Annotated in this window: 14 protein-coding genes; 3 read left to right on the top strand and 11 right to left on the bottom strand. The window is 52.2% G+C overall.

Annotated features, from left to right (window positions below; translation table 11 throughout):
• Positions 1-104: 104 nt before the first annotated feature.
• From J2X61_RS15290 to J2X61_RS15250, 9 genes are all read right to left on the bottom strand, one after another.
• A complete protein-coding gene (locus J2X61_RS15290; protein WP_274469254.1) occupies positions 105-1,304 on the bottom strand; it encodes an MFS transporter in 1,200 nt (399 codons plus the stop codon).
• Positions 1,305-1,369: 65 nt separating this feature from the next.
• Positions 1,370-1,741, bottom strand: a complete 372-nt coding sequence (locus J2X61_RS15285) for a winged helix-turn-helix transcriptional regulator (protein ID WP_274467567.1) — start codon at positions 1,739-1,741, stop codon at positions 1,370-1,372.
• Between the two features lie 70 nt (positions 1,742-1,811).
• Entirely contained in the window at positions 1,812-2,372 is a 561-nt protein-coding gene (gene hxlB, locus J2X61_RS15280; protein ID WP_274467566.1) for a 6-phospho-3-hexuloisomerase, read from the bottom strand.
• Between the two features lie 4 nt (positions 2,373-2,376).
• Positions 2,377-3,012 (bottom strand): 3-hexulose-6-phosphate synthase, encoded by a 636-nt coding sequence (gene hxlA, locus J2X61_RS15275; RefSeq protein WP_274467565.1) that lies wholly within the window; start codon positions 3,010-3,012, stop codon positions 2,377-2,379.
• A 197-nt stretch (positions 3,013-3,209) separates the two neighbouring features.
• Positions 3,210-4,259, bottom strand: a complete 1,050-nt coding sequence (locus J2X61_RS15270) for an ABC transporter substrate-binding protein (RefSeq protein ID WP_310188826.1) — start codon at positions 4,257-4,259, stop codon at positions 3,210-3,212.
• A gap of 179 nt (positions 4,260-4,438) precedes the next feature.
• Positions 4,439-5,410, bottom strand: coding sequence for a galactofuranose ABC transporter, permease protein YjfF (yjfF, locus tag J2X61_RS15265; protein ID WP_274467563.1), 972 nt, complete (start codon positions 5,408-5,410; stop codon positions 4,439-4,441).
• Positions 5,400-6,440 carry an ABC transporter permease gene (locus tag J2X61_RS15260; RefSeq protein WP_310188823.1) on the bottom strand — a complete coding sequence of 347 codons (1,041 nt, stop codon included), beginning with the start codon at positions 6,438-6,440 and terminating at the stop codon, positions 5,400-5,402. Before J2X61_RS15260 ends, yjfF begins: the two co-directional genes overlap by 11 nt.
• Before the next feature lie 5 nt (positions 6,441-6,445).
• Positions 6,446-7,951, bottom strand: a complete 1,506-nt coding sequence (locus J2X61_RS15255; protein ID WP_310188820.1) for a sugar ABC transporter ATP-binding protein — start codon at positions 7,949-7,951, stop codon at positions 6,446-6,448.
• A 74-nt stretch (positions 7,952-8,025) separates the two neighbouring features.
• Positions 8,026-9,069: an ABC transporter substrate-binding protein gene (locus tag J2X61_RS15250; protein ID WP_310188817.1), complete on the bottom strand. Its 1,044-nt coding sequence runs from the start codon at positions 9,067-9,069 to the stop codon at positions 8,026-8,028.
• A 265-nt stretch (positions 9,070-9,334) separates the two neighbouring features.
• Here J2X61_RS15250 and J2X61_RS15245 point away from each other — a divergent pair, with 265 nt between their 5' ends.
• From J2X61_RS15245 to J2X61_RS15235, 3 genes are read left to right on the top strand one after another with little or no spacing between them, the layout of a single operon-like run.
• Positions 9,335-11,143, top strand: a complete 1,809-nt coding sequence (locus J2X61_RS15245; protein ID WP_310188815.1) for a sensor histidine kinase — start codon at positions 9,335-9,337, stop codon at positions 11,141-11,143.
• A complete protein-coding gene (locus J2X61_RS15240; RefSeq protein WP_274467558.1) occupies positions 11,143-12,792 on the top strand; it encodes a response regulator in 1,650 nt (549 codons plus the stop codon). Before J2X61_RS15245 ends, J2X61_RS15240 begins: the two co-directional genes overlap by 1 nt.
• Positions 12,776-13,747, top strand: coding sequence for a sugar ABC transporter substrate-binding protein (locus J2X61_RS15235; RefSeq protein ID WP_310188812.1), 972 nt, complete (start codon positions 12,776-12,778; stop codon positions 13,745-13,747). Before J2X61_RS15240 ends, J2X61_RS15235 begins: the two co-directional genes overlap by 17 nt.
• A 151-nt stretch (positions 13,748-13,898) precedes the next feature.
• On the opposite strand, the gene J2X61_RS15230 is transcribed toward J2X61_RS15235, so the two are convergent.
• Both J2X61_RS15230 and J2X61_RS15225 read right to left on the bottom strand, forming a co-directional pair.
• Positions 13,899-15,062: a DUF4317 domain-containing protein gene (locus J2X61_RS15230; RefSeq protein ID WP_274467556.1), complete on the bottom strand. Its 1,164-nt coding sequence runs from the start codon at positions 15,060-15,062 to the stop codon at positions 13,899-13,901.
• Positions 15,063-15,371: 309 nt separating this feature from the next.
• Positions 15,372-22,283 carry an Ig-like domain-containing protein gene (locus J2X61_RS15225; protein WP_310188808.1) on the bottom strand — a complete coding sequence of 2,304 codons (6,912 nt, stop codon included), beginning with the start codon at positions 22,281-22,283 and terminating at the stop codon, positions 15,372-15,374.
• Between the last annotated feature and the right edge of the window lie 151 nt (positions 22,284-22,434).

The following is a 22,434-nucleotide window of genomic DNA, read 5'->3' as shown; positions in this document are numbered from 1 at the left end:
TTCTATACGTTCAGCGGCCTGTCGTAAACGAAACCGTGAAAAATGCGCGTAAACGAATGACGCCACGATCCGACCTGAGGGCTGGATCGTGGCGTCATGATGTTTTAAATAAGCGCTTTTCTTTTATTCAAATAAACATATAAAATCAGTCCGGTTATTGCGCATAAGGCCGCACATAGTCCAATGAAGCCGTATCCGGCTTGAAGTCCGCGAAGCAGACTTATGGCCGAGTCTTCACCAACCATGCGCTTGACGAGCTCTATGACGCCCCCGATAAGATAATTGCCGATCACACTGCCGACTCCCATCAGCGTGACAGTGAAGGTGATCGCCGTATCGCTGCCCTTCGGATATCTCTTCGCGATAAAAGCCATCACGGTCGGATAAATCATCGCAATGCCTATACCGGAGACGGCAAACAGGAACGCGGCACGTTCACCGCCAAGTATGGCAGCGAATGTACATAATGCCGAAAACCCTGAGAAGATAATGAGGGATAATACGAAGCCTATCCGGTCTGTCAGCGGGCCCAGCAACAGCCTAGCCAGCGCGAAACATAAGAAGAAGATGGATAGCATGCCCGAAGCGTTCACAGCATCCCAACGATAAGCTTTCTCCAAGAAATTAACGAGCCAGCCGCCAACGGCTAATTCCGATACAACACCGAACGTAAGCACCAGCACCATTAACCATAACACGCGGTCTTTCAGCAAGGCTTTGAATGGTATGCGATCTTCGTGTGAGATGTCATCTCCGGGGAACGTACTTAACAAGGTAATCACAATCGGGATGACGGACAATAACAGCATCACCAGATACATCCCGCGCCAGTCCAGCATATGGCCAGCAATCGTCACCTTCATCAGGCCTGTTGCAATCAGCGGAGCGACCGTCGAGCTTAGGCCATAGAAGCCATGCGTCATATTCATCATCATTCCCGTGTTCCTCACGAAAATCCGGGCGCTTAGAATGGCCAGGCCAATTTCCAGCATTCCATTCCCGATATACATCAGGAAATACGAAATGGAGAACATCGGATAATAGTGGGAGAAGTAAATGAGGATGCCGGACAAAGCCATAGCGGCGAACGCGGCAACGGTCACCCATTTGATCCCCCATATTTTGGTCAAATAAGCGGTGAAGGAACAGGCTATCAAATAACCCAGAGCGTTCAAGGATAATAAAGTGCCAAGTTGGGACTCACTCAACATAAAATCGAATTGAATTCGCGGTATCGCCGGGCCTTTCATATTTTCCGAGAACCCGAAGATGACGAATCCGATAAATATCGTTGCCAGCTGCATGGCATATATGGGGTTGAGCTTGCTCTTCCTTTTTTCTACGGCCGAGTAACCTGCTGCGGGTCTCTTCACATTTTTACCGCGTCATCCAACTGGATGACGTTTTCCTTATAGCATTTACCCCAATCATACATCATCTGCAGCAGCGGCATCAGACTTTGTCCGTAACGGCTAAGCGAATATTCGACTTTGGGCGGCGTCTGATCGAATACTTCCCGGGAAATAAGCAGATCCTCCTCCAGCTCACGAAGCTGGTTGGTTAACATTTTTTGAGTAATACCAGGAATCAGCCGCTTCAGCTCTCCGAATCGCTTGGTTCCATCCAAGCCTAGATGCCACAAGATGATCAGCTTCCATTTGCCTCCGATAACAGCCAGTGTGAGTTCCTTCTCACAATTTATATCTTGCAAAGATATACGATCTTTAACTTCCAATGCCACAATGATTCAGCCTCCTCTATCCACTTCATACTTCTACAGAGGGTAGGAAGAAGCCTTCAATTTTATGCCATTATTCTAAATTTGCATGATTTTCGTACATATTGGAGGTATTGATATCCAGCTTTTGCATGAGACACAGAAGTACAGCGTCATAAAATAAGAGCAGCGTTTGTTCAAATAATGTCCCCATAGGCTGTAAGGAAATGTCTGCCTCGAACCGGTCTTTCCGAACCCCAGGCACCTGTATCGTATGATTGGACCTTCTTCCTATCGTCGATTGAGAGGAGAGCGTAATCAAGACGACCTCCGCTTCAAGCGCAGAAGCTTTGTCCGCATAGGCAGCCAGATGTCGGGTCTCCCCTGAGCCAGAGCCGATTAGAAGGAGATCGCCACGCTTAATCGCAGGCGTCACGGTTTCTCCAACGACATAGACTGGAATGCCCGCCTGCATGAGCCGCATAGCAAAAGCACGTCCCATAAGCCCCGATCTTCCGGCGCCGGCGACGAATACCCTGTTAGCCTCTAGAATGCGCTCGGCAACCCGAGCTACATCGCTCTCGCTGATTTGCTTAACGGCTTGGTAGATTTCATCGGCAACCAGTAACGGCCATGCGCCTTTCAAAACATTCATCTCTTCACCCAGCCGACTGTACAAGACGTTTCATCTCTGCAGCTGCCGCCTTTCTGTTCGCTTGGCCTGTGATCCCTCCTCCGACGATGACCAAATCAGGCTTGGCTTGCAGGACTTCAGGCAGCGTCACAAGCTTAATTCCGCCGGCGATAGCGGTCTTAGCTTTTTTCACAACCCGTTTGATGGTCGCCAGATCCTCGAGTGAATTTTTGCCCGCAGCCTGGTGGTCGTAACCGGAATGAACGCAAATGTAGTCAACGCCAAGCTCATCAATTTCGCGAGCTCGTTTTTCCATATCCGGAACGTTGATCATATCCACCATGATTTTGGTGCCCTGCTTACGTGCTTCCGTGACGGCGCCGCTAATTGTCGTATCATCGGAAACGCCTAATACCGTAATAATACTTGCTCCGGCCTCAGATGCTTTCATGACCTCATAGCCGCCCGCATCCATGATTTTCAAATCAGCCAGCACACGCAAATGAGGAAAAGCGGTTTTGAGTTCTTTCACGGCCCGCAAGCCCTCGTTAATAATGACAGGGGTCCCAATTTCCACAACATCGACGTATTCCGCCACTTCACTTACGATTTCTTTTGCTCCTGGAATATCGACCAGATCCAACGCGAGTTGGAGTTCCATATCACATCTCTCCTTTAAAATAGTTCATGTTAAAAAGCATAGGATCATTGTAGTTCTTCACTGTTCGTTCGAAAAGTAGGCACTTCTGCGTGCGTAGTTACTTGGAGGTGCCTACTTGGGATTGGCTCCGATAATAAAAGGCCTTGAGGAAGTGTCCTCAAGGCTTGTTGTTACGACGATTTATTCGGCTTCTCCGATCAATATTTCCTTTTCCCCACTTCCGCCTCCGCCATCGTTTCCGTAAAGACGCTCTCCGGCGTAACGATTCGCTTGGGTAAGCTGCGTCCTTGAATCAGCTCGTTGACAGCTTGCATCAAGTTGGGGCCAAGCAGCGGGTTGCACTCCACGACGCTGTTGATTTTGCCCTCCGCCATTTTCTCAAACGCTTTATTCGTTCCGTCCACCGAAACGATGATAATGTCCTTGCCCGGCCGCAAGCCGTATTCCTCGATCGCTTCGATCGCCCCGAGCGCCATATCGTCATTATGCGAATATAAGACACGAATATCCCGGCCCATCTCGGACAAGTACGATTGCATGACTTGCTTGCCCTGTGCGAATGTGAAATCGGCGGACTCGGTTTTTAATATGCGTAAATTCGGGTGGTCCTTGATCACGTCGCGGAACCCTTTCCCTCTCGCGATGGAAGGCGTCGATCCCTCGGTGCCGGCAAGCTCCGCGATACCAATCGTGTCTTTGTGCCCGCTCATTTTATCGACGATATATTTGCCGGCTTTCCTGCCCTCTTCATAGAAATCGGAGCCTATGTAGGTCACGTACAAAGAAGGATCGCTCACATTCGCCAACCGGTCCAGGATGATCAGCGGGATGCCGGCTTGCTTCACTTCGCTTAGAATCGGCTCCCAGCCCGACTCAATAACGGGGGCGATGGCAATGACGTCCACCTTCTGCTTCATAAAGGAACGAATCGCCTCGAACTGCTTGGATTGCGATTGATCGGCATTGGCAAAACGCAGTTCAATGCCCGCCTCTTCCGCCGCTTCGCGAATCGACGTCGTGTTGGCATTGCGCCAGGCGCTTTCTGCCCCCAGCTGGGAAAAGCCCAGCACGATCGGACGTGAGGGCGTCTGCATCGGTTCCGTTTGGATCACGTTCTTGACAACCGTCTTCTCGTCACCGGGACTATAGGAATCGGAAGACGATTTGTAGACGGAATCATACGTAGACAGGATTAAAATCATGCCCAACAAGAGCAGGATCAGCAGCTTGCTTTTGAATAATGACATCAACGATCTACTGAGCATCGGAGTCTCCCTCTCAGGCCAAAGTAGGCAGCATATGCCATTGCTAGTATTATAAAACGCTTCCAACCATGTGACAACATGCCGGTGGCTATTAGCGGCCGTTCAAAGCAAAAAGGGTGATGCATGACAGTTGCAATGCCTTGCATAACCCACTTATGCCGTTACTCGGCCTTCCGTATCGACCACTTCCGCTCGCTCAACGCTTTCTGAAGCAAAATGAACAAGCACAGCAGCAAGCCGATGACGATTTTCGTCCACCATGAGCTTAGCGTTCCCTCGAAGCTGACGATCGTTTGAATCACCCCTTGGATGAGTACGCCAAAGAAGGTGCCGGCCACATAACCTACGCCGCCGGTTAACAGCGTACCGCCAATGACCACGGCCGCAATCGTATCGAGTTCCATCCCCATCGCGTGCAAACCGTACCCCGAGAGCATATAGAACGTAAAGACGACACCTGCGAGCGCGGAGCAGAAGCCGCTGAAGGCATAGACCCCCATTTTGGTTCTGGCGACCGGCAACCCCATCAGAACCGTCGACTGCTCGCTGCCTCCGATGGCATACGTATTGCGCCCGAAGCGCGTATAATGGGCCATATACATGCCTGCAGCAACTACAAGCAGTGCTATAACGACGCTGATCGAGATGAAACTGCCGCCCGGCAGCGGGATTTTGGTTTGGGCGATGCTCGTGTACAGCGGATTATCGATTGTAATCGTGTCGATGCTGATCACATAGCACAGCCCCCGTGCCAGGAACATGCCCGCCAGCGTGACGATGAACGGTTGAATGTGGAAGTAATGGATGATCGCGCCCATGCCCCACCCGAACAGCGTGCCCAGGATAAGCACAAGGGGGATCACCAGCACCGGCGACCATCCCGCTTGTACCAGCGATGCGGAGATCATCGTCGTTAATGCGATGACGGAGCCGACCGACAGATCGATTCCGCCGGAGACGATCACGAAGGTCATGCCCACGGCCGTAATGAGCAGGAAGGCGTTATCGATGAGCAGATTCAGCACAACCTGCAGGGAGAAGAAGCCGGTATACCGGAAGGAACCTGCGATATACATAAGGACGAATAAGCAGACGGTGACATAGATCGGTACGTACTTGCGATTAAGCAGCATGGCTTTTGACCTCCCGTTCGGCCGGATAGTGGCGTGTTCTCCAGCGGTGCACAATCGCCCCGCGGAACGTTTCGGATTGAATCAAGCAGACGGCCAGCACGACGAAGGCCTTGACTACCAGTGTAATCTCGGGCGGCACTCCGATCATATAAATCGTAGTCGTCAGCGTCTGAATAATGAGCGCGCCGATCAGCGTCCCGCTAAGATAAAACCGCCCGCCGTTCAACGAGGTGCCCCCGATCACGACGGCTAGAATCGCATCGAGCTCGTACCATAAGCCGGCGTTGTTGCCGTCCGCGCTAGACACGTTCGAGCTCAAGATCAGGCCCGCCACCCCGGCACAGAGCCCGCAGAAAATGTACACGGTCAGCATGACGGTGCGCGAGCGGATGCCGGCCAAGTGGCTCGCCGTCGGCTTGCAGCCCACCGACTCGATGAACAGGCCGAGCGCCGTTTTGCGGGTCAGCAGCGCAGCCACCGCAAACACCAGCGCGACAAGGAAGATGGAGAACGGCAGCGTCGCCAAGGAGCCTGCGCCAATGTATTTATAAGAGGAGCTGGCGACCGTAATGATCTGCCCTCCCGTAATGAGCTGCGCGATCCCGCGACCGGCGACCATAAGGATCAGCGTGGCGATAATCGGCTGAATGCCGGCCTTCGCGACGAGAAAGCCGTTCCACAGCCCGAGTACCACGGACAGCAGAAGCGATACCGACACCGCGAGCACGAACACGCCCAGGGTGTTCTGATCGCTGCTCTTGCTGATCGTCAAACAGGCCAGCGCTCCGGAAATGGCGACGACAGAGCCGACCGACAAATCGATGCCTTTGGTTGCAATCACCAGCGTCATCCCGATGGATACCAGGATCAGCGGAGATCCGAAATTCAAAATATCGATCAAGCTTCCATATAGATGCCCCTCCTTCATTTGAATGGAGAAAAAGGCCGGAGAATAAATAAGATTAAATACGAGCAGCAAAGTTAACATGCACAACGGCCAAAATAAATGATGCTTCAGCATTCCCTTCATGCCTCTCAACCTCCTGCTATCGCTTTCATGACATTGCGCTGACTGATTTCTTCGCCGGACATTTCCTTGACTTTCTTGCGGTCTCTGAGTACGACGATGCGTTCGCTGACCCGGAGCACCTCTTCGAGTTCGGAGGAAATGAAGAGCACGGACATCCCCTTCTGGGCAAGCGAGAGCACCAGCTTCTGAATTTCCGCTTTCGCCCCGATGTCGATTCCCCTTGTCGGCTCATCCAAAATAAGCAGCTTCGGGTTCATCAGCAGCCATCTGGCCAGCAGCACCTTCTGCTGGTTGCCTCCGCTTAAGTTTTTGATGAGTTGCTCCGGATTCGGCGGATTAATATTCAGCGCACGGATATACTCATCGGCAATCTCGTCCTGGCGCTTACGCGGAATGGCCTTAAACCAACCGCGCGTCGCCTGCAGCGCGAGAATGATATTCTCACGAATCGTCAAATCGTCAATGATGCCCTCGGTTTTGCGGTTCTCGGAGCAGAAGGCGATGCCGTGGTCGATCGCCTGCCTCGGGGTGTGAATCGCAGCCGGTGAATCGGACAATTGCAGCTTGCCCGAATCCGCGCGATCGGCGGCAAACATCAGTCTCGCAAGCTCCGTTCGCCCCGAGCCGAGCAGACCGGCCAATCCAACGATTTCTCCTTTGCGTATCGTTAAATCGGTCGGCTCGATGGAGCCTTTGCGGCCGATGGAATACGCTTCTAACAAATTCTCGGCGGTATTGCTGCTTGCAGCCGTTCTCGGGAGATCTTCCAGCACGTGCAGATCTTTCCCGATCATCTTCGAAACCAAATCTATACGGGAGAGCTCTTCCGCCATATACTCTCCGACAAATTCTCCATTTCGAAGAATGGTTATTCGATCCGAAATTTCATACACCTGGTCGAGGAAATGCGTCACGAACAGGATCGCCAGCCCCTCGTTCTTCAGCCTTGTCATGACTGTGAAAAGCTGCATCACTTCGCCCCGGTCCAAGCTGGACGTCGGTTCATCCAGAATAAGCACCTTGGCCGAGATACTGACCGCCCGGGCAATGGCGATTAATTGCTGCACAGCCACCGAATAATGGTGCAAAGGCTGCGTCACGTCGATCTCCAAATTCATTCGCTTCCGCAGCAGCTCCGCCGCTTCTTGGTTCATTTTCTTCCATAAAATCCGTCCGAACCTCCGCGGTTCGCGGCCGATGTAAATATTTTCCGCTACGGACAGGTTGGGACAAAGATTGACTTCCTGATACACCGTGCTTATACCCTCGCGCTGCGCCTCTTGCGGAGAGCCGATCTGGATCGGCTTCCGATCCAAGGTCACATGACCCTCGTCAATCGAATAGACACCGGTGAGAACTTTGATCAGCGTAGATTTTCCGGCTCCATTCTCGCCCATCAACGCGTGAACTTCCCCCGGGAACAACCGGAAATTGACGCCAGAGAGCGCTTTGACGCCGGGAAATTGTTTATGAATATCCGTCATTTGCATAATCGGTTCGTTTTCTCTCATATGACAACTCCTCTCCTATATAGAGAAAGCCACTCCACCTGCTTCTTGAATGGAGTGGCTTTCCCCTTTTCTTCTTAGTATTGACGGGTTGCTAGAACCTTCTTCGCATCTTCGGAAGTAAACACGCCTTCTTTGGTTACAATGCGCTTCTCGATCTGCTTCCCGGCGATAACATCATTGACAGCCTGCATCAATTGCGGTCCAAGCAGCGGATTGCACTCGACGATGAAGTTGATTTTACCTTCGGATGCCGCTGTCATACCGTCCTTCACCGCATCGACGGAAATAATCGTAATATCTTGACCCGGTTTGAGACCGGCCGCTTCAATCGCTTGAATCGCGCCAAGCGCCATATCGTCATTGTGCGCATACAGCACATCGATATCTTTGTGAGCTTTCAGGAACGCCTGCATCACTTCTTTCCCCTTGGCGCGCGTGAAGTCGCCTGTTTGGGAGGCAATGACTTTGAGGTGAGCGTTGCCCTTGATCTCCTCGGCGAATCCGGCCTTCCGGTCGTTCGCCGGTGCGGAGCCCGTTGTGCCTTGAAGCTCAACGATGTTCACATCTTCTTTCGCGTCTTTGTATTTATCGGCCAGCCATTTGCCTGCCTTCTTGCCTTCTTCGACGAAATCGGAGCCGATAAAGGTCACATAGAGCGAAGTATCTTTGGAATCTACGGCACGGTCCGTTAAAATAACCGGGATTTTGGCGTCTTTCGCTTCTTTCAGTACCGTATCCCAACCGGATTCAACGACCGGCGAGAAGGCGATGACATCCACCTTTTGCTGAATATACGTACGAATCGCTTTAATCTGGTTCTCTTGCTTTTGCTGGGCATCGGAGAATTTCAAATCAAAGCCGGCATCCTTCGCCGAATCCTGAATCGATTTGGTATTCGCTGTGCGCCAGCCGCTTTCTGCACCTACTTGCGCGAAGCCTAGTGTAATCTTTTTGGCCGCCGGCGTCGCCGGAGCCGCCGAAGCTGTAGCTGCCGCCGTACTGCTAGCCGGGGCCGCCGATGTGCTTGCCCCTGTGCTGGCGCTATTGCCGCAAGCCGCAGTGAGTAACATCATGCAGGAAGCCGCAACGAGAGCTCCCATTTTTTTCGTCATCTTCATCATCCGTTTCCTCCCCTTGGTTCACCTCTTATGTGGTGTGACCTCATTATAAAACGCTTTCAAAATGCTTTTATACGGAGTTTCAAGCTTATTTTTTGTAATTTTTTATGTATTTCCCCTTACCCGCTGCGGCAAAAGTTTGTTTTTTTAAGATAAAATTGTTATTTCCGGTGAAATGTATCCGGTACCATATCCGCTTAAGCGACAATTTGTTATAGTGAAATGAAGACAACGACCTACACAGTAGAAAGGTTACCTACCTGCTATGAGATTGATCCGATGGATTTCATCCAGCTTGCAGATTAAGCTGCTCACGATGTTTATCATTCTAACGTGTATTCCTCTTATTGCGGTTGGCCTCATCTCTTACCAGAAATCGTTCAAAACGGTATTCGACAACAGCAAAGCAGCCGCCATGCTATCCGCGGACCAGCTGGCCAGAGATCTCGATACGCAATTCATCGATACGAGGAAGCTGCTTGAAATCAGCCAAAACGCGCAGGTGCTTCACTTCTTATTTTCCCAGGAAGACACCTATGAGGATACGAAACAAATCTTAAGAACCATGGATTCGTACCGGCAGACGTACAAATATGACAGCGTTCTCAATATTACAATGGTCAATCTCTACGGCAGAGGCATCAGTGAAAGAAAAGGCCTGTTTCAGCTAGAGAAAAACCCGCTGCGTAATTCTCATTTCACGTATCTAACGAATCATCCGGATGAAGTGCTGATGATCCCGCCCTCCGAGGCTTCCTTGCTTGATCGCATTGACGGATTTCAATATAACAGAACGAATGTCATCTCCATAATGGCTGCCGTCAAACAGCAGATTACCCATGAAGTAATCGGCTTTATCGCCATTGATTTGGATGATAAGGTTGTCAAACAATTTTGTGATAACGTTACGATCGGTGAAACGGGGTTTTACTTCGTGGTCGACGCTGCAGGGCAGCCGATTTTCACGCCTTCTACGCTCAAAGAGCATGCTAAGCTTCCGTCGCCTGCGGATCTATCGCATATGCTGAACGGCGCCGATACGAATTATATTGATTCTTCGGAAGGTAAACCGAAATTCGTCTACATGTCTCCTTCCCGCATGACCGGCTGGAGTATCGTCGGCTATGTCCCGCTTCAAGAAATCGTCGAAGAAGCGAACTCGATTCGCCAACTGATCATCATCACGGTCGTGCTGAGTTTTATTTTTGCCGTCTCGCTTCATTTCTTTATTTCGTACCGATTGACACACCCGCTTCATCTCTTAAAAAGCAAAATGCAGCTTGCCGCCTCGGGCTATTTGGAAGCTAAGGTCACGCCCAAGGGCAACGATGAAATTGCGCTTCTTGGCAACAGCTTCAACACCATGCTTAGCAAAATTCGGGAACTGCTCGATCAAAGCATTAAGGAACAGGAAGAAATTAAAAAAGCGGAATTACGGGCCTTACAGGCGCAAATTAATCCCCACTTTTTGTACAATACATTGGATTCTATCGTATGGATGGCTGAGGCCGGCAAAAATCACCAGGTGATTCAGCTCGTACAATCGCTTTCCAAGCTTTTCCGCATATCGCTCAGCAAGGGGCGCGACTGGATTATGATCCATAAAGAAGTGGAACACGTCCATAGCTATCTCGTCATTCAACAGATGCGCTACCGCGATATTTTGGAGTATGAGATTGATGTAGACGACCGTTTGAAGCCTTATCCGATCCTCAAAATGACGCTGCAGCCGATTGTGGAAAACGCTTTATACCACGGTTTAAAGAACAAGCGCCGCAAAGGTCTGATCCGGATCGCGGGCCGCATCGCCGACAATGGGGAAATGATGATCGTCGTCGAAGATGACGGCATCGGGATGTCGCCGGAGAAGCTCGAACAGACGCGCCATTATTTATCGAATAAGCAGCTGCCGGAGCAAACCGGGAACGAGGTGTCGGGCGGCTTCGGGCTGCATAATGTGCAGCAGCGGATTCAGCTGTATTACGGAAGCAACTACGGTGTAAGCATCGACAGCGTCCAGAACGAAGGAACGAAGGTTTCCATTCGAATCCCCCTGACAGGAGGCTATGGCTAATGAAAAAAGTACTGCTGGTTGACGACGAAATTTTAATCCGCGAGACGATTCGTGATACGATCCATTGGGAAAAGGAGGGCTTCGTATACTGCGGCGATGCTTCCGACGGGGAGGTCGCGCTGCCGATGATCGAGCAGTATCAGCCTGATATTTTAATTACCGATATTAAAATGCCGTTCATGGACGGATTGGAATTGAGCTCCTTTGTCAGAAAACACATGCCGGATATTAAAATTATTATTTTAAGCGGACATGGCGAGTTCGAGTATGCCCGAACCGCACTGCGGCTGGGCGTGGAGGAATACTGCACGAAGCCGTTCAGCTCGGCGGATCTGCTGCAAATTCTTCGCCAAGTCAGCGACAAGATTGACAGCGAGCGCCGCGAGAAGGAGCAAATCGAGCTGCTGAGGCAAGGAGAAAGCCAGCAAGCAAGCATGACGCAGGTCAAGCTGCTGAATGATCTATGCAGCGGCTTTATTACAACATCCGAAGCTGTACATGCGAGCTCCAAGCTGAACTTGAACCTGTTCGCCCGCTATTACGCAGTAGCGACAGCGGATATCCGGAAGCTGCAAGAAGCGGATACACTGCCGGAAGATATCACCGAGTTCATGAAGCAGCTGGACATCACGGCGCAGCTCAAGCTCGAAGGCGACCATATACGGGTGTTCAAGCGAAGCAAGACCGAATGGGTGTGGATTCTGAAAAGCGAGTCTCAAGATAAGCTAAAGCAAATCTTACTGGCGTTCCAGCACATGCATAATCAAGCCGCTGAAGAGCTGCCCTACTCGATTTCCGTTGGGGTCGGGAGTATTCAAGACCGGATGCAGGGCATCCATGTTTCCTTCCTGGAAGCCATGGAGGACAACTACTTGCGCCGGTTATCCCGCCAAAACCGCCAAGCCATGCTGGACTCCAAGAGCAGCTCGCTGGAGCAGTCTATGTTCCTCGACAGGGCGCAGTTTGTCGATTATCTGAAAATCGGCTCGCCGGCCAACGTGCAAACCTTCGTTCAATCGTTCGCCTCCGTCCTTCAGCCAACCGACTGGCACGCTTCGCTGATCGGATATTATATGTTAAACGACCTGACGTTGGAGGTCTTTCGCTCCGCCAAGGATACTTACCCCAGCATCGCAAACTTCGATATAACGCTGCAAACGATGCAAAAATCCATCGAAGCGATTCGCTCTTGGGACGAAGCTTGCGCATACTTAATCCGGTTATCCGAGCAATACTGGCAATGGCGTTCAGGTGCGGCCGACAAGTACGGCGACTTGCTGATGAAAGTGAAAACGTATATCCATGAGCATTACGATAAAGACTATTTCTCCCTCCAAGATGCCGCCAATCATGTGAATTTAAGTCCGGGGCATCTAAGCAAAGTGTTCAGCCAGGAGATCGGGCAGACGTTTATTGAATATTTGACGCAGACGAGAATCCGCAAAGCCATGGAGCTGCTGCAAACGACGCAGGCCAAATCGTATGAAATCGCCTTTCTGGTAGGCTATAACGATGCCCATTACTTCTCGAGCCTGTTCAAGCGGGTTACCGGCATGACAACCAAGCAGTTTCGCAAAAGCGGTTTTCTAAACAAAGACCTGCCTGCGACAGGGAGAGGGGAGCACAAGGACTTTGTCAGTTACTCTTAGAACCTGGCTGCTGCTTGTGGTCATCTTGTGCTTATTCATCGCAATCGCGGTCTACAAGGATGCCGCGCCTGCCGCTCCCGCGCCTCCTTCCGCGCCCCCCTCTTCCGGGCAAAAGAACGTGCAGGATCCGGCCTATACGTTCGGGATTATTTATCCGATGGCGCATTCTTTCTATGAGGTCATTACGCAATACGCGGAAAAGACGGCCGCCGCCAACTCGGTGCAGCTGCTCGTCAAAGCGCCGGAAGAGATTAACATCGAACAGCAAATTCAAATGATGGAAACCATGATTAAGATGCGGGTAGACGGTATCGCGATCGATCCGATCGACCCGGACGCCCTCATCCCTGCGATCAACAAGGCGGCCGATGCCGGTATTCCGGTCGTTTGCTTCGAAACCGACGCCCCCGCAAGCCGGCGCTCCGCCTACATCGGTCCCGATCATTACAAGAGCGGGGCTTACATGGGCGAAATCGTGAATAAGCTGATGAAGGGTAAGGGCATGGTGCTGGTCGAATCCGGGATGGCGGATGTGTCCAGTCAGAAGAACCGGCTTACCGGCATGCTTGACTATTTGTCCCGGCATACGGAAATCCAGGTGCTGGAGGTAGGCTACAACGAGGGTTCCTCCGATAAAGCATTAAAGGATATGGAGCGGATGATCGATGACCACCCTCACTTCGATACGCTCATTACCCTCGATATTTTATCCAGCACAGCCTCGATCCTTCTGTGGAAGGCTAAAGGCTTGAAGCGGAACGTCGTCTCCATCGGCATGATGCCGAACGTGAAGGAGGCGCTGATCAACGGGCAGATGACCTCCGTTATCTCGCAAGATGAGCAGGTATGGGGTGATGACATCATCGGGCAATTGCTCCATACGGTACGCGGGGAAAGTGCTCCCTCGCACATCAACACCGGCGTCCGGGAAGTGACGAAGGATTCGTTGGAGTGAGCGTACTCTTTTCCCACCTGCGTCCCCCTATTCCACCGGCTCCAACGAAGAAAACTTCCCTCCGGGCAATAGGAGGGAAGTTTTTTAATGGTTTATTAAATCGAAGCAGGCCGACTGGGTTCCTATGCATAAGCTTGGGCTTACAACGTCTCTACAACGTCTCCGTACTAAGCGTAAATCCTTCGATCACGGCGTCTTCGTCAACCTCGATCAGGATACAGCGTTTTCCTTGATAATTCACCTGTCTCACGTACTTTAAATCTTGCGGACTGACCGTAATCGTGGCTACCTTCGTATCTATCTTAATCGATTTCGAAGTGAACTTCGGAATGACGCTGCTCGCTTTGATTTCATAGTTTTTGTCGTCGACGACCGCCTGGAACGCTCGTTCCACCCTTTCCATCGTCACGTTCTCCACGCCGCTCGCGGACAGCATGCGCCCCACATCTTTATAATCCAGCTTAGGAGGCTCTTCTTCCTCGTTGGACTCGATGACCCGGTGAATTTCCTCGTACACATGAGCGATCGTAGCGGCATCCAGCTGTTCGCCCGCCACTTCCTTCACGATGTCCTCGAAAATGGCTCTCTCTTCTAGCGCCGTCACGGTCTTCTCGGCATTTAGGACTTGCTCGATGAATCGCGGATTCGGTTCATTCGCTTTCCCTGCGCAATACAGAATGCGATTCATGTCCGAATAGTTGTCCGTCACGCTAGGATAGAAAAAGCCTTGCTCCGGCGTGTTCAATTTGATGATCGGGTCTACGAAGACGTTGTACTTGAATTCCCTCTCCACATAATCAAACATGAGCGTTTTCCGCTGTTGTTCCGTGGAATTCACGCTGCACAGAATGAACAGATTCGCGAACATCTCGTCCTTTTCGCTCACCTCGGCTTCTTCGTTCCTGGCCTTGGTCGGACGGGAGTATTGTCCACGGACGAAGGTTACCACCGTATCTTGTTCGTATTGGGTATCCACCAGCATTTTCTCCACCAACAAGAGCATGAGATCTTGCCATTCTTCCGGATTCCCGGTTACCAGACCTTGATGAAGAAGCACCTGCGTAGGCTGCTCCGCTTCCTCCTGAAACTTTAACTCGAACATCTTCTGATCTAATTCGCCGGTCAGCAGTTTTTTGAAATTGATCATATAGAGTTCCTGCTTCTCCCTGTCCAATAGGGCGAACGGCTGGCGCTCATAATGGTAAATCTCATTGCTTTCCTTCATGATATACACGTTGAAAATATCGAAAATTTTAAGCATCTCGTGATCCAATTTAAATTGCTTGCGAATATGTGCGATTTCTTTCTTCATCATGATTCGTTAGTCAACTCCTATGAAGTGTAATAGCCTTACTGAGCATTCACATCAAAACAAAAACCCTTCATGAAAAGGGCTTCCACCGTTACAATAGAAAATATAGCGTTAATTGACGCTTCTAATGAAGCGCACATCTGCATTCCTATCACTGGGATGAACTACTCCTGTATGTTAATTCATTATGCTAGATTTCTCAACCGTTTTGAGAATCTATCTTGTCCTTCTACAGTAAAAAAATGTGATGCTTCAGAATAACGCATAAAACGGAGCCCGCAAACCCGCGGCGCTCCGTTTTATTTCAATAAGCTATATGCCCAATGCGGCCAGCAATTTATAAATCATCGCGGCTGCTTCGCCCCTTGTCGTTGTACGGCCAGCGCGGAAAGCGCCATCTTCGTAACCATTCAAGATGCCCGCAGATAGAGCGTGGTCGATCGATGGTTTCGCCCAGGACGGAATGTCCGAGGCGTCTGTCATACTCGGTGCAGATCTCGTCAAACCGGCCGTACTTCTTCCGTATTGCTGCAAAGCTCTCGCTGTCATCACGGCGGCTTCCCCGCGCGTCACGGCGAGCTGCCCTTGGAAGCTAGTCGTGCCGGCTTCCACGTAGCCTTGAATCAGGCCCGCTTGTACGGCGGCCGCGATGTGCGGCTTCGCCCAAGACGGGATATCCGCTTCATCCGAGAAGTTCGTGTCGCGGGAGGCTGCTTCAAGACCTAAGGCCGTAGCCAGCATCTTAGCGAATTCGGACCTCGTAACGGTTGCTTCCGGCCGGAAGCTTCCGTCCGGGTATCCGGCTGTGACATTCATCCCTGCGAGGCGGTGCACGTAGCTTGCCGCCCAATGGCTCGCCATGTCCTTCATCTCTGCCGGTTCATAGGAGAAGACGGCGAACTTCGTGAAGTGGTCGACATTCACCCGAATCGTTCCGCCTTCATTAACGGTACCGCCGAGGAACATCCAACGCTTCTGGCCTGCGTGATAATAGTACACGGCCGGTTGGCTTCCCGGCTTCAATTGCTTGGCCTCGTAGACGAATGAAAGCTCAAGCGGCTTCGAGAACCGATCGCCCGTCGTACTGGACAGTTCGAAAATCCGGCTGACCGGTTGAAGAGCGCCATTCGCGGGAATCTGGTCCGGTTCGACAACCGTGATCCGAATCGTCCCCTTCGAAGACACGGCGCCCGCAGGAACTTGAATCTTTACTCCGCCTTCCAGCTCCAACTGCTTGCTTGCTTCCGGGCTCACATCCGTTTGCCGTTCCTTGCTCCCGGAGGCCGGCGCTGTGCTTCCTCCGGCAGGGGTTCCCTCCGTCTGGCTGCCTTCGCCGGCAGGCTCGCCAGTTTCGGATGCATCCTCTGCCTCCTCGACCGTTACCTTCCGTACCGCTTCCGCAGCAGCGTTCCCCGCTTGGTCGGAAACCCGGTATCGCAGTGTGTAGGTGCCTGCCGTGTTGGTATGAACTTCACCTATAACCGTAATCTCACCCACAGGACCGATATTATCGGTTGCCGTTGCGCCTTGCTCGTTATAAGTCCCGCCGGCTGGCACGGTGACAGGGGACAGTCCATTTAACGCGATGACAGGCGCGGTCTTATCGATGTTGATGGTGAGCGTTGCGATCTTCGTTGTATGCCCGGCCCCATCTTCGGCGCGATAGAGGAGCTCACTCACGCCTTCGGCGGAAATCGCGATCGGGTGGCTGTACGCGTGCCAGGTGCCTCCCGCATCCAGACTGTAGAACAGGTTGACGTGATCCAAGGCTTCTCCTTGCGGACGCAGAGTGACATTGACATCCGAAACGTACCATCCGTTGCTGCCGGCTTGGCCGGCCACCTCCGCTTTCACGGTCAGAGAAGCGCCGCCGTCATCGCTCGCAGGAAGCTGTCCCGATACGTCGAAGCCGGTTAGGGCGTTGTAGGCGGCCTGGATGCCATCGGTATAAAGGCCTGCCTGAGCGGGTCTGTTGAAGAATGGATCCTCTGCGTCGAAGATCAGATTGTTGTTCACCCATACATAGATTTTCCCCTTCGACCTAACTACTTTGTAGAAGTTTTGCGCGCTGATCTCTTCCCGAAGGGCGAAAGAGAACGGACGATTCGATTCCGAGGGGACGCTCAATCGAAGCTGACTGGTTTTCACATTTTCCTCAAAGCCGGCAATATGATAATCGCCTTTTCCCTTATCTTGATACGTAAAGGGTACCGGGTTCCAACCATTCGTCCAGCTGTCGAACTTGAAATCTGCCGAGTTCGATGGAGGCAGCTCAAAGTTCTTGTTCATGTACGAGAACGGACCATGGAACCACAGGATCTTCGCCGATGAAATCTCCGCTTCTGCGCGCAGATCGTATACATACTCGCGCTGACCGTTCTCTGCGTAGTTGCTGTGCCCATAGATCGTGTCTCTCGCTGTGGGAGCGACGGCCATCATCTCCTCCTGGCCATCGACAACCTTGCGCAGCTCGAATTCGTTCGTGGCGTAATTCGTACTTGCCGTCACGTAGTTCCGGTCGTCGACATACGCGAGAATGACGCCCGCCTTACCCTTGTCTGGCAGGGAGCCCGTATTCACATTCACCGAAAATTCATGCCCGAGCATCCGATCGCCCTTCACCGTGAGCGCTTCACCGGCTTCAGGAGACTGCAAGCCCTTCTCGGTAACCGACCACGCTTGATCCCAACCGTTCATATACGTTCCGTATTCGCTCCAACCGGTCGTCACGGTTACGTTATCCATCCGAACCTTGGCCTTGCTGCTGATCAAGCCAATTCGCCCTGGAGCAGCCATCGACTCATGCTCGAACACCGGCCGGTCGTCGTTAAGCGTGTAGTGATCCAATTCCGCAAACAATTTGGCCCCGTTCTTATAGACCCTGAGCGTATGATATTGCTCCGCGAAGTCTTTGGCACGCGGGTCATCGTCCAGGAAGGCGAACGTCGAAGGCAGGTCTATGACCGAGCTCTCCGAAACGCCGTCTATGCGGGACTGGACGACAAGCTTCCGGTCATCGCGGTCGACCAACACATTCACATAATGATGCTCATCCTGATGCCATACCACAATGCCGGCCTGCCCCTCGTCTCCGAAATCCTTGTCATCGAATCGGAGATTGGCCTCTACGAAGACATTTTCCGCTTCGTAACCGTTCAGCAGCACCTGTTTCGAGTCGCCAGGGTTGTTAAAGTACAACGCCTCGTTGTCGATCCGTACGCCTGCCCCCGGGATGTCGTAATGCTGCAAGCTGGCTTCCGAATCGAACCGGTCCTGGAACGTCGGTGTCCAGGCATCCGGATGAATCCCTTCCGAATCATAAGACGTCGGTCCGTCGACGACCATCTCCTGATCCCAGAAGTAGACGCGATCCTTTCCTTGCCCGTTATCGCTGTTCCAGAAAGCCTTATAGGTGGCCCAAGTCTCGAAGCCGTTCGGCCCCTTTATGATATTCGGTTGCGACGGTCCGATAATATCGGGCTCAACCGGATGACCGTTCGTATCGTACAGACCGAAATCCAGATGGTAGAAATTCAATGGGTCCCCGCCGTCTTTACTAATTTCTACGGCAATCACGTTCTCCCCGGCCTGCAGAAGTTCGGCGGGAACCTCGACCATCTTGTAAGCTCGCTGCTGACCATTGAACGCGAAGAACTCCTTGCCGTTCACATACAGCTTTCCATATCCCTCCAGACGATAGCGCAGCGCCGTGGTCTCCGGCACAGCATCCAGATGGAAGGAGCGTTTCGCCCACATGGAGGGCTGACCGTTCGGATGCGCCCATATCTCGGACGGCGCCGTTTTCCCGTTGTTGTAAATGGTCGGGATTTTCCCCGTTCTCGTATCCGGCCAGCCGAAGCCGCCCTCCCCGGATACCCAACCCTTCGTATCGGAGCCGATATGGTTCCAGCCCGCTTGGGGCGCATTGAAGGTATACTGATAAGGCTGACCGCCATGCTCGGCCGTCGGCAGGATGACCTTATATTTCAGGAGCAACCCCTCCATATTGCGCGCCAGCAGCTTGCCCGGGTATTTGGTTTCATTCGTAATTTTATCGTAGCTGTCCGCTTGCGCCACCCCGGTCTCATAAAGTCCTGTTTCCGGGAACATCTGATTTCCGACATACAACATGTAATACTGGCCGTTATGGTAGAATAGCTCCGGTCCTTCGAAATTGACGAAGTTCACATTGGCCCATTGGCCCTTCTGTGTATGAACCGTCTCGATCGCCTTGCTCCGGCCCGGATGGCCCTTCTCGTTGAAGAACGATTGTACGTTCCATACCCACGCTCCGGCATTCCCCGGCTTAGCCTTCCCGGTATTCGGATCCACCTCGTCCGGATTTACCTTGCGCAAGAAGATCAAATCCCCGTTGTGCGCAACGAACAGCTGCGGGTCAATACCATCGTCAAACTTCTTATCCCAGAGGGCGTTACGAAAATCCGGTACCGTATTCATCGTACTCGGGTCTCCGTAGATCAACGAGGTGCCATTGTAGGTATAGAACATCACCCCGTTGTGAAAGAACAGGTCAGATGCCCCTAATTCGTTGTAATCAGCCGGATTCACTGTCGGAGGCATCGTACTCGGGTCATTTGAAATTAACCTATAAGGACTTTCCCAATGAATCATATCCTTCGACCGATACACATGTCCGAGTGTACCGGTTCCCATCGCATAATAGTAGCCGTTATACTTCTCGATCGTTCCGTCATAGAGAGTAGCCTTCTTGCCTAGATCGGGCCCTGTATCGACACGAAACAGGTTATCTATTTTCTCTAGAGCGGATGGGTACACCGTGACTTCACTGCTCGCCGTCAAGCCTCCATCTTCGGTTGTTACCGTTATGAATGCGTTGCCCGGTCCCACGGCCGTCACTCTGCCGCTCGTATCAACGGCTGCCACGGAAGGATCCGAAGTCGACCAGGTTACATGAAGATTCGATGCGTTCTTAGGCACGATCGCGGCTGACAGCAGATGCGTCCGATCTACCGCTAACGCAACTTTCGGGTGATTCAGAGAGATCCCCGCGACCGGTATGCCCTTGACTGTAATAACCACAGAAGCCGTATGCCCCCCTTCCGCTGTCGCCACGGTAATCGTTGCTGTACCTGGCTGAAGCGCTGTCACGACACCCGATTCGTCAACCGATGCTATAGACGAATTGTCGGAAGACCAGCTTACCTTCTGATTCGACGCATTGGCAGGCAGGAACTTCGGCGTTAAGGCTTGCGTCGTTCCCACCGTAATTTCTGCGTCCTCAGGCGTAAGACTTACCCCTGCAACCGGAATATTCTCGACGGTTACGATGCTCATCGCCTTGTATTCCCCATCGACCGTTGTCACGGTAATGGTCGCCGTTCCTTCCGATATCCCTTGCACGGCAGCCTTCAGACCGCCGGTCGATGTAACTTTCGCGACGGATTCGTCGCTGGAGGACCAGATCACATCCTGATTCGTCGCATGCTTCGGGATAACCGTTGCAGCGAGCTCCTGCGAAAGCCCCGTCCCCAGCGTAACCGCCGTCCGATTCAGGCTGACGCTTTGCGGATGGACCGTACCTACGACAGGCTCGACGGCAGCATGGTACAAGCGAACGTCATCGATAACCCCGTTGAAGTTGGCTCCTGTCGCCGATCCGTCGAAAGCATCGACGGCGAATCTCGCACCAAGCGCCCCCTCGTTAGCTGCTGCGGCAACTTTGTCGAAAGACGTAACCGTTTCTTTGACCAATTGTCCGTCAAGGAACAGCTTGAAGGATTGATTACCGAAAGAAACGGATACGTGATGCCATTCGTCTGCACCGGTCAGCTCTGTGGAAAGAAGGACTCGATCAATTTTGGGTTTGTTATTCACAACGGCAGCCTCAAGCTTCCCTCCATGAATTTGAATGGCCAGACCTGCCCCATTGCCTCCGCGCTCGAACAATACCTGTCTGGTGTTCAGATCCGCCGGCTTGAACCACATCGCAGCGGTGAATGCGGAGAACTCATCCCTTAAGAACGGCATTGTATTCGTATTGAGTTGTAGGATGCTTGACGATCCATTGAAGGAGAAGGCCCCGCCGTCAACACCGCCATCCGGCAGCCAGGCTCCGACAGCGCTTACAGAATGATGCCCGTTGCCAGAGGAATCCTCTGCAACTTGCCTGCCGTTGTAAGCGAATGGCGCATCCAGCTTGTACCAGGCCTCCAGTCCCTCGAAGGGCATGGAGATCCGCGACGGAAGGACGGTAACAACGCTCTCAGCTGTATAATGGCCATCCGCGGTTGTCGCGGTTACGGTTGCACTGCCCGCTTTTTTGCCTACGACGGCTGCTTGTCCTGAACCGTAAACGGCGACCGTCACGACGGATTCATCGCTGGAAGTCCAGGTGACATTGCGATTCGTCGCGACCGACGGCTGGGGAAAAGCGGTAAGATACACCGATTCGCCGACCGTCGCGGTCAACCGCGCCTTATCCAGGGTGACCCCGGTCACTTCGATCGAAGGCATAACCGCTCTGTCGTACAAACGCACATTATCGATCATCCCGTTGAACCAAGCCCCGGTCTTGTTGTCTCCTCCGAATGCATATACGGCGTATTTTGCGCCGATGGCAGCTTCGTTAAGTGCGCTATTCACTTTTGTAAACGACGTTGCAGCCGTTGCGGCGACCTTCCCATCCAAGTACAGCGTGAACGTTCCTTCGTCGAAAGTAACCATCGTATGGTGCCAAGATGCAGTATCTGTAAAATCGACGGACAAGGTTGTCCGCTCACCGCTCACTACAGCGGCCTCCAGCTTGTTCGCGTTCAATTGAATCGCCATACCGGACGCATTGCCTCCGCGTTCGTACAGCACCTGGAGCTTTTGCGTATCGTTCGCTTTAAACCATAACGAAGCGGAATGCTCCGTAAAGGCCTCTTTCAGGTACGATCCTGCCGGAGCTGACCCCAAATTCAGCTGAATCAGATCACTGACGCCATTAAACGATAAAGCCCCGCCGTATACGCCGCCATCCTCGACCCAAGTGCCGATTGCACCGATGGAATGATGACCATTGCCGGAGGAATCCTCCGCCATGTTCTTACCGTTAAGTTCATAAGGCGCATCCAGCTTGTACCAAGCCAACAATCCTGGCTCCCCGCTTTTCTCCAAAGCATAAGCTTGGCCACCCGGCATCGCGCTGCATACGAGCGCCATGATGAGGATGAATGCGATTAACTGCCGTAAGTTGCTCAATTTGCCCCTCCCCCATAATCTTGGTATGGCTTCAAGGAAGAAAGCGCTTTCCAAGAAGCTTTTTCATTATAGTCTCTGATTTCCCCCGGTGGATTCCAATAATATGACATTCCACTCCAAATTTTTGACTATCTCACCCCCTTTACGGGAA

It is taken from the genome of Bacillus sp. 3255 (genome assembly GCF_031456485.1).
GTDB lineage: Bacteria > Bacillota > Bacilli > Paenibacillales > NBRC-103111 > Paenibacillus_E.
This window is presented reverse-complemented; position numbering and strand designations above follow the sequence as displayed.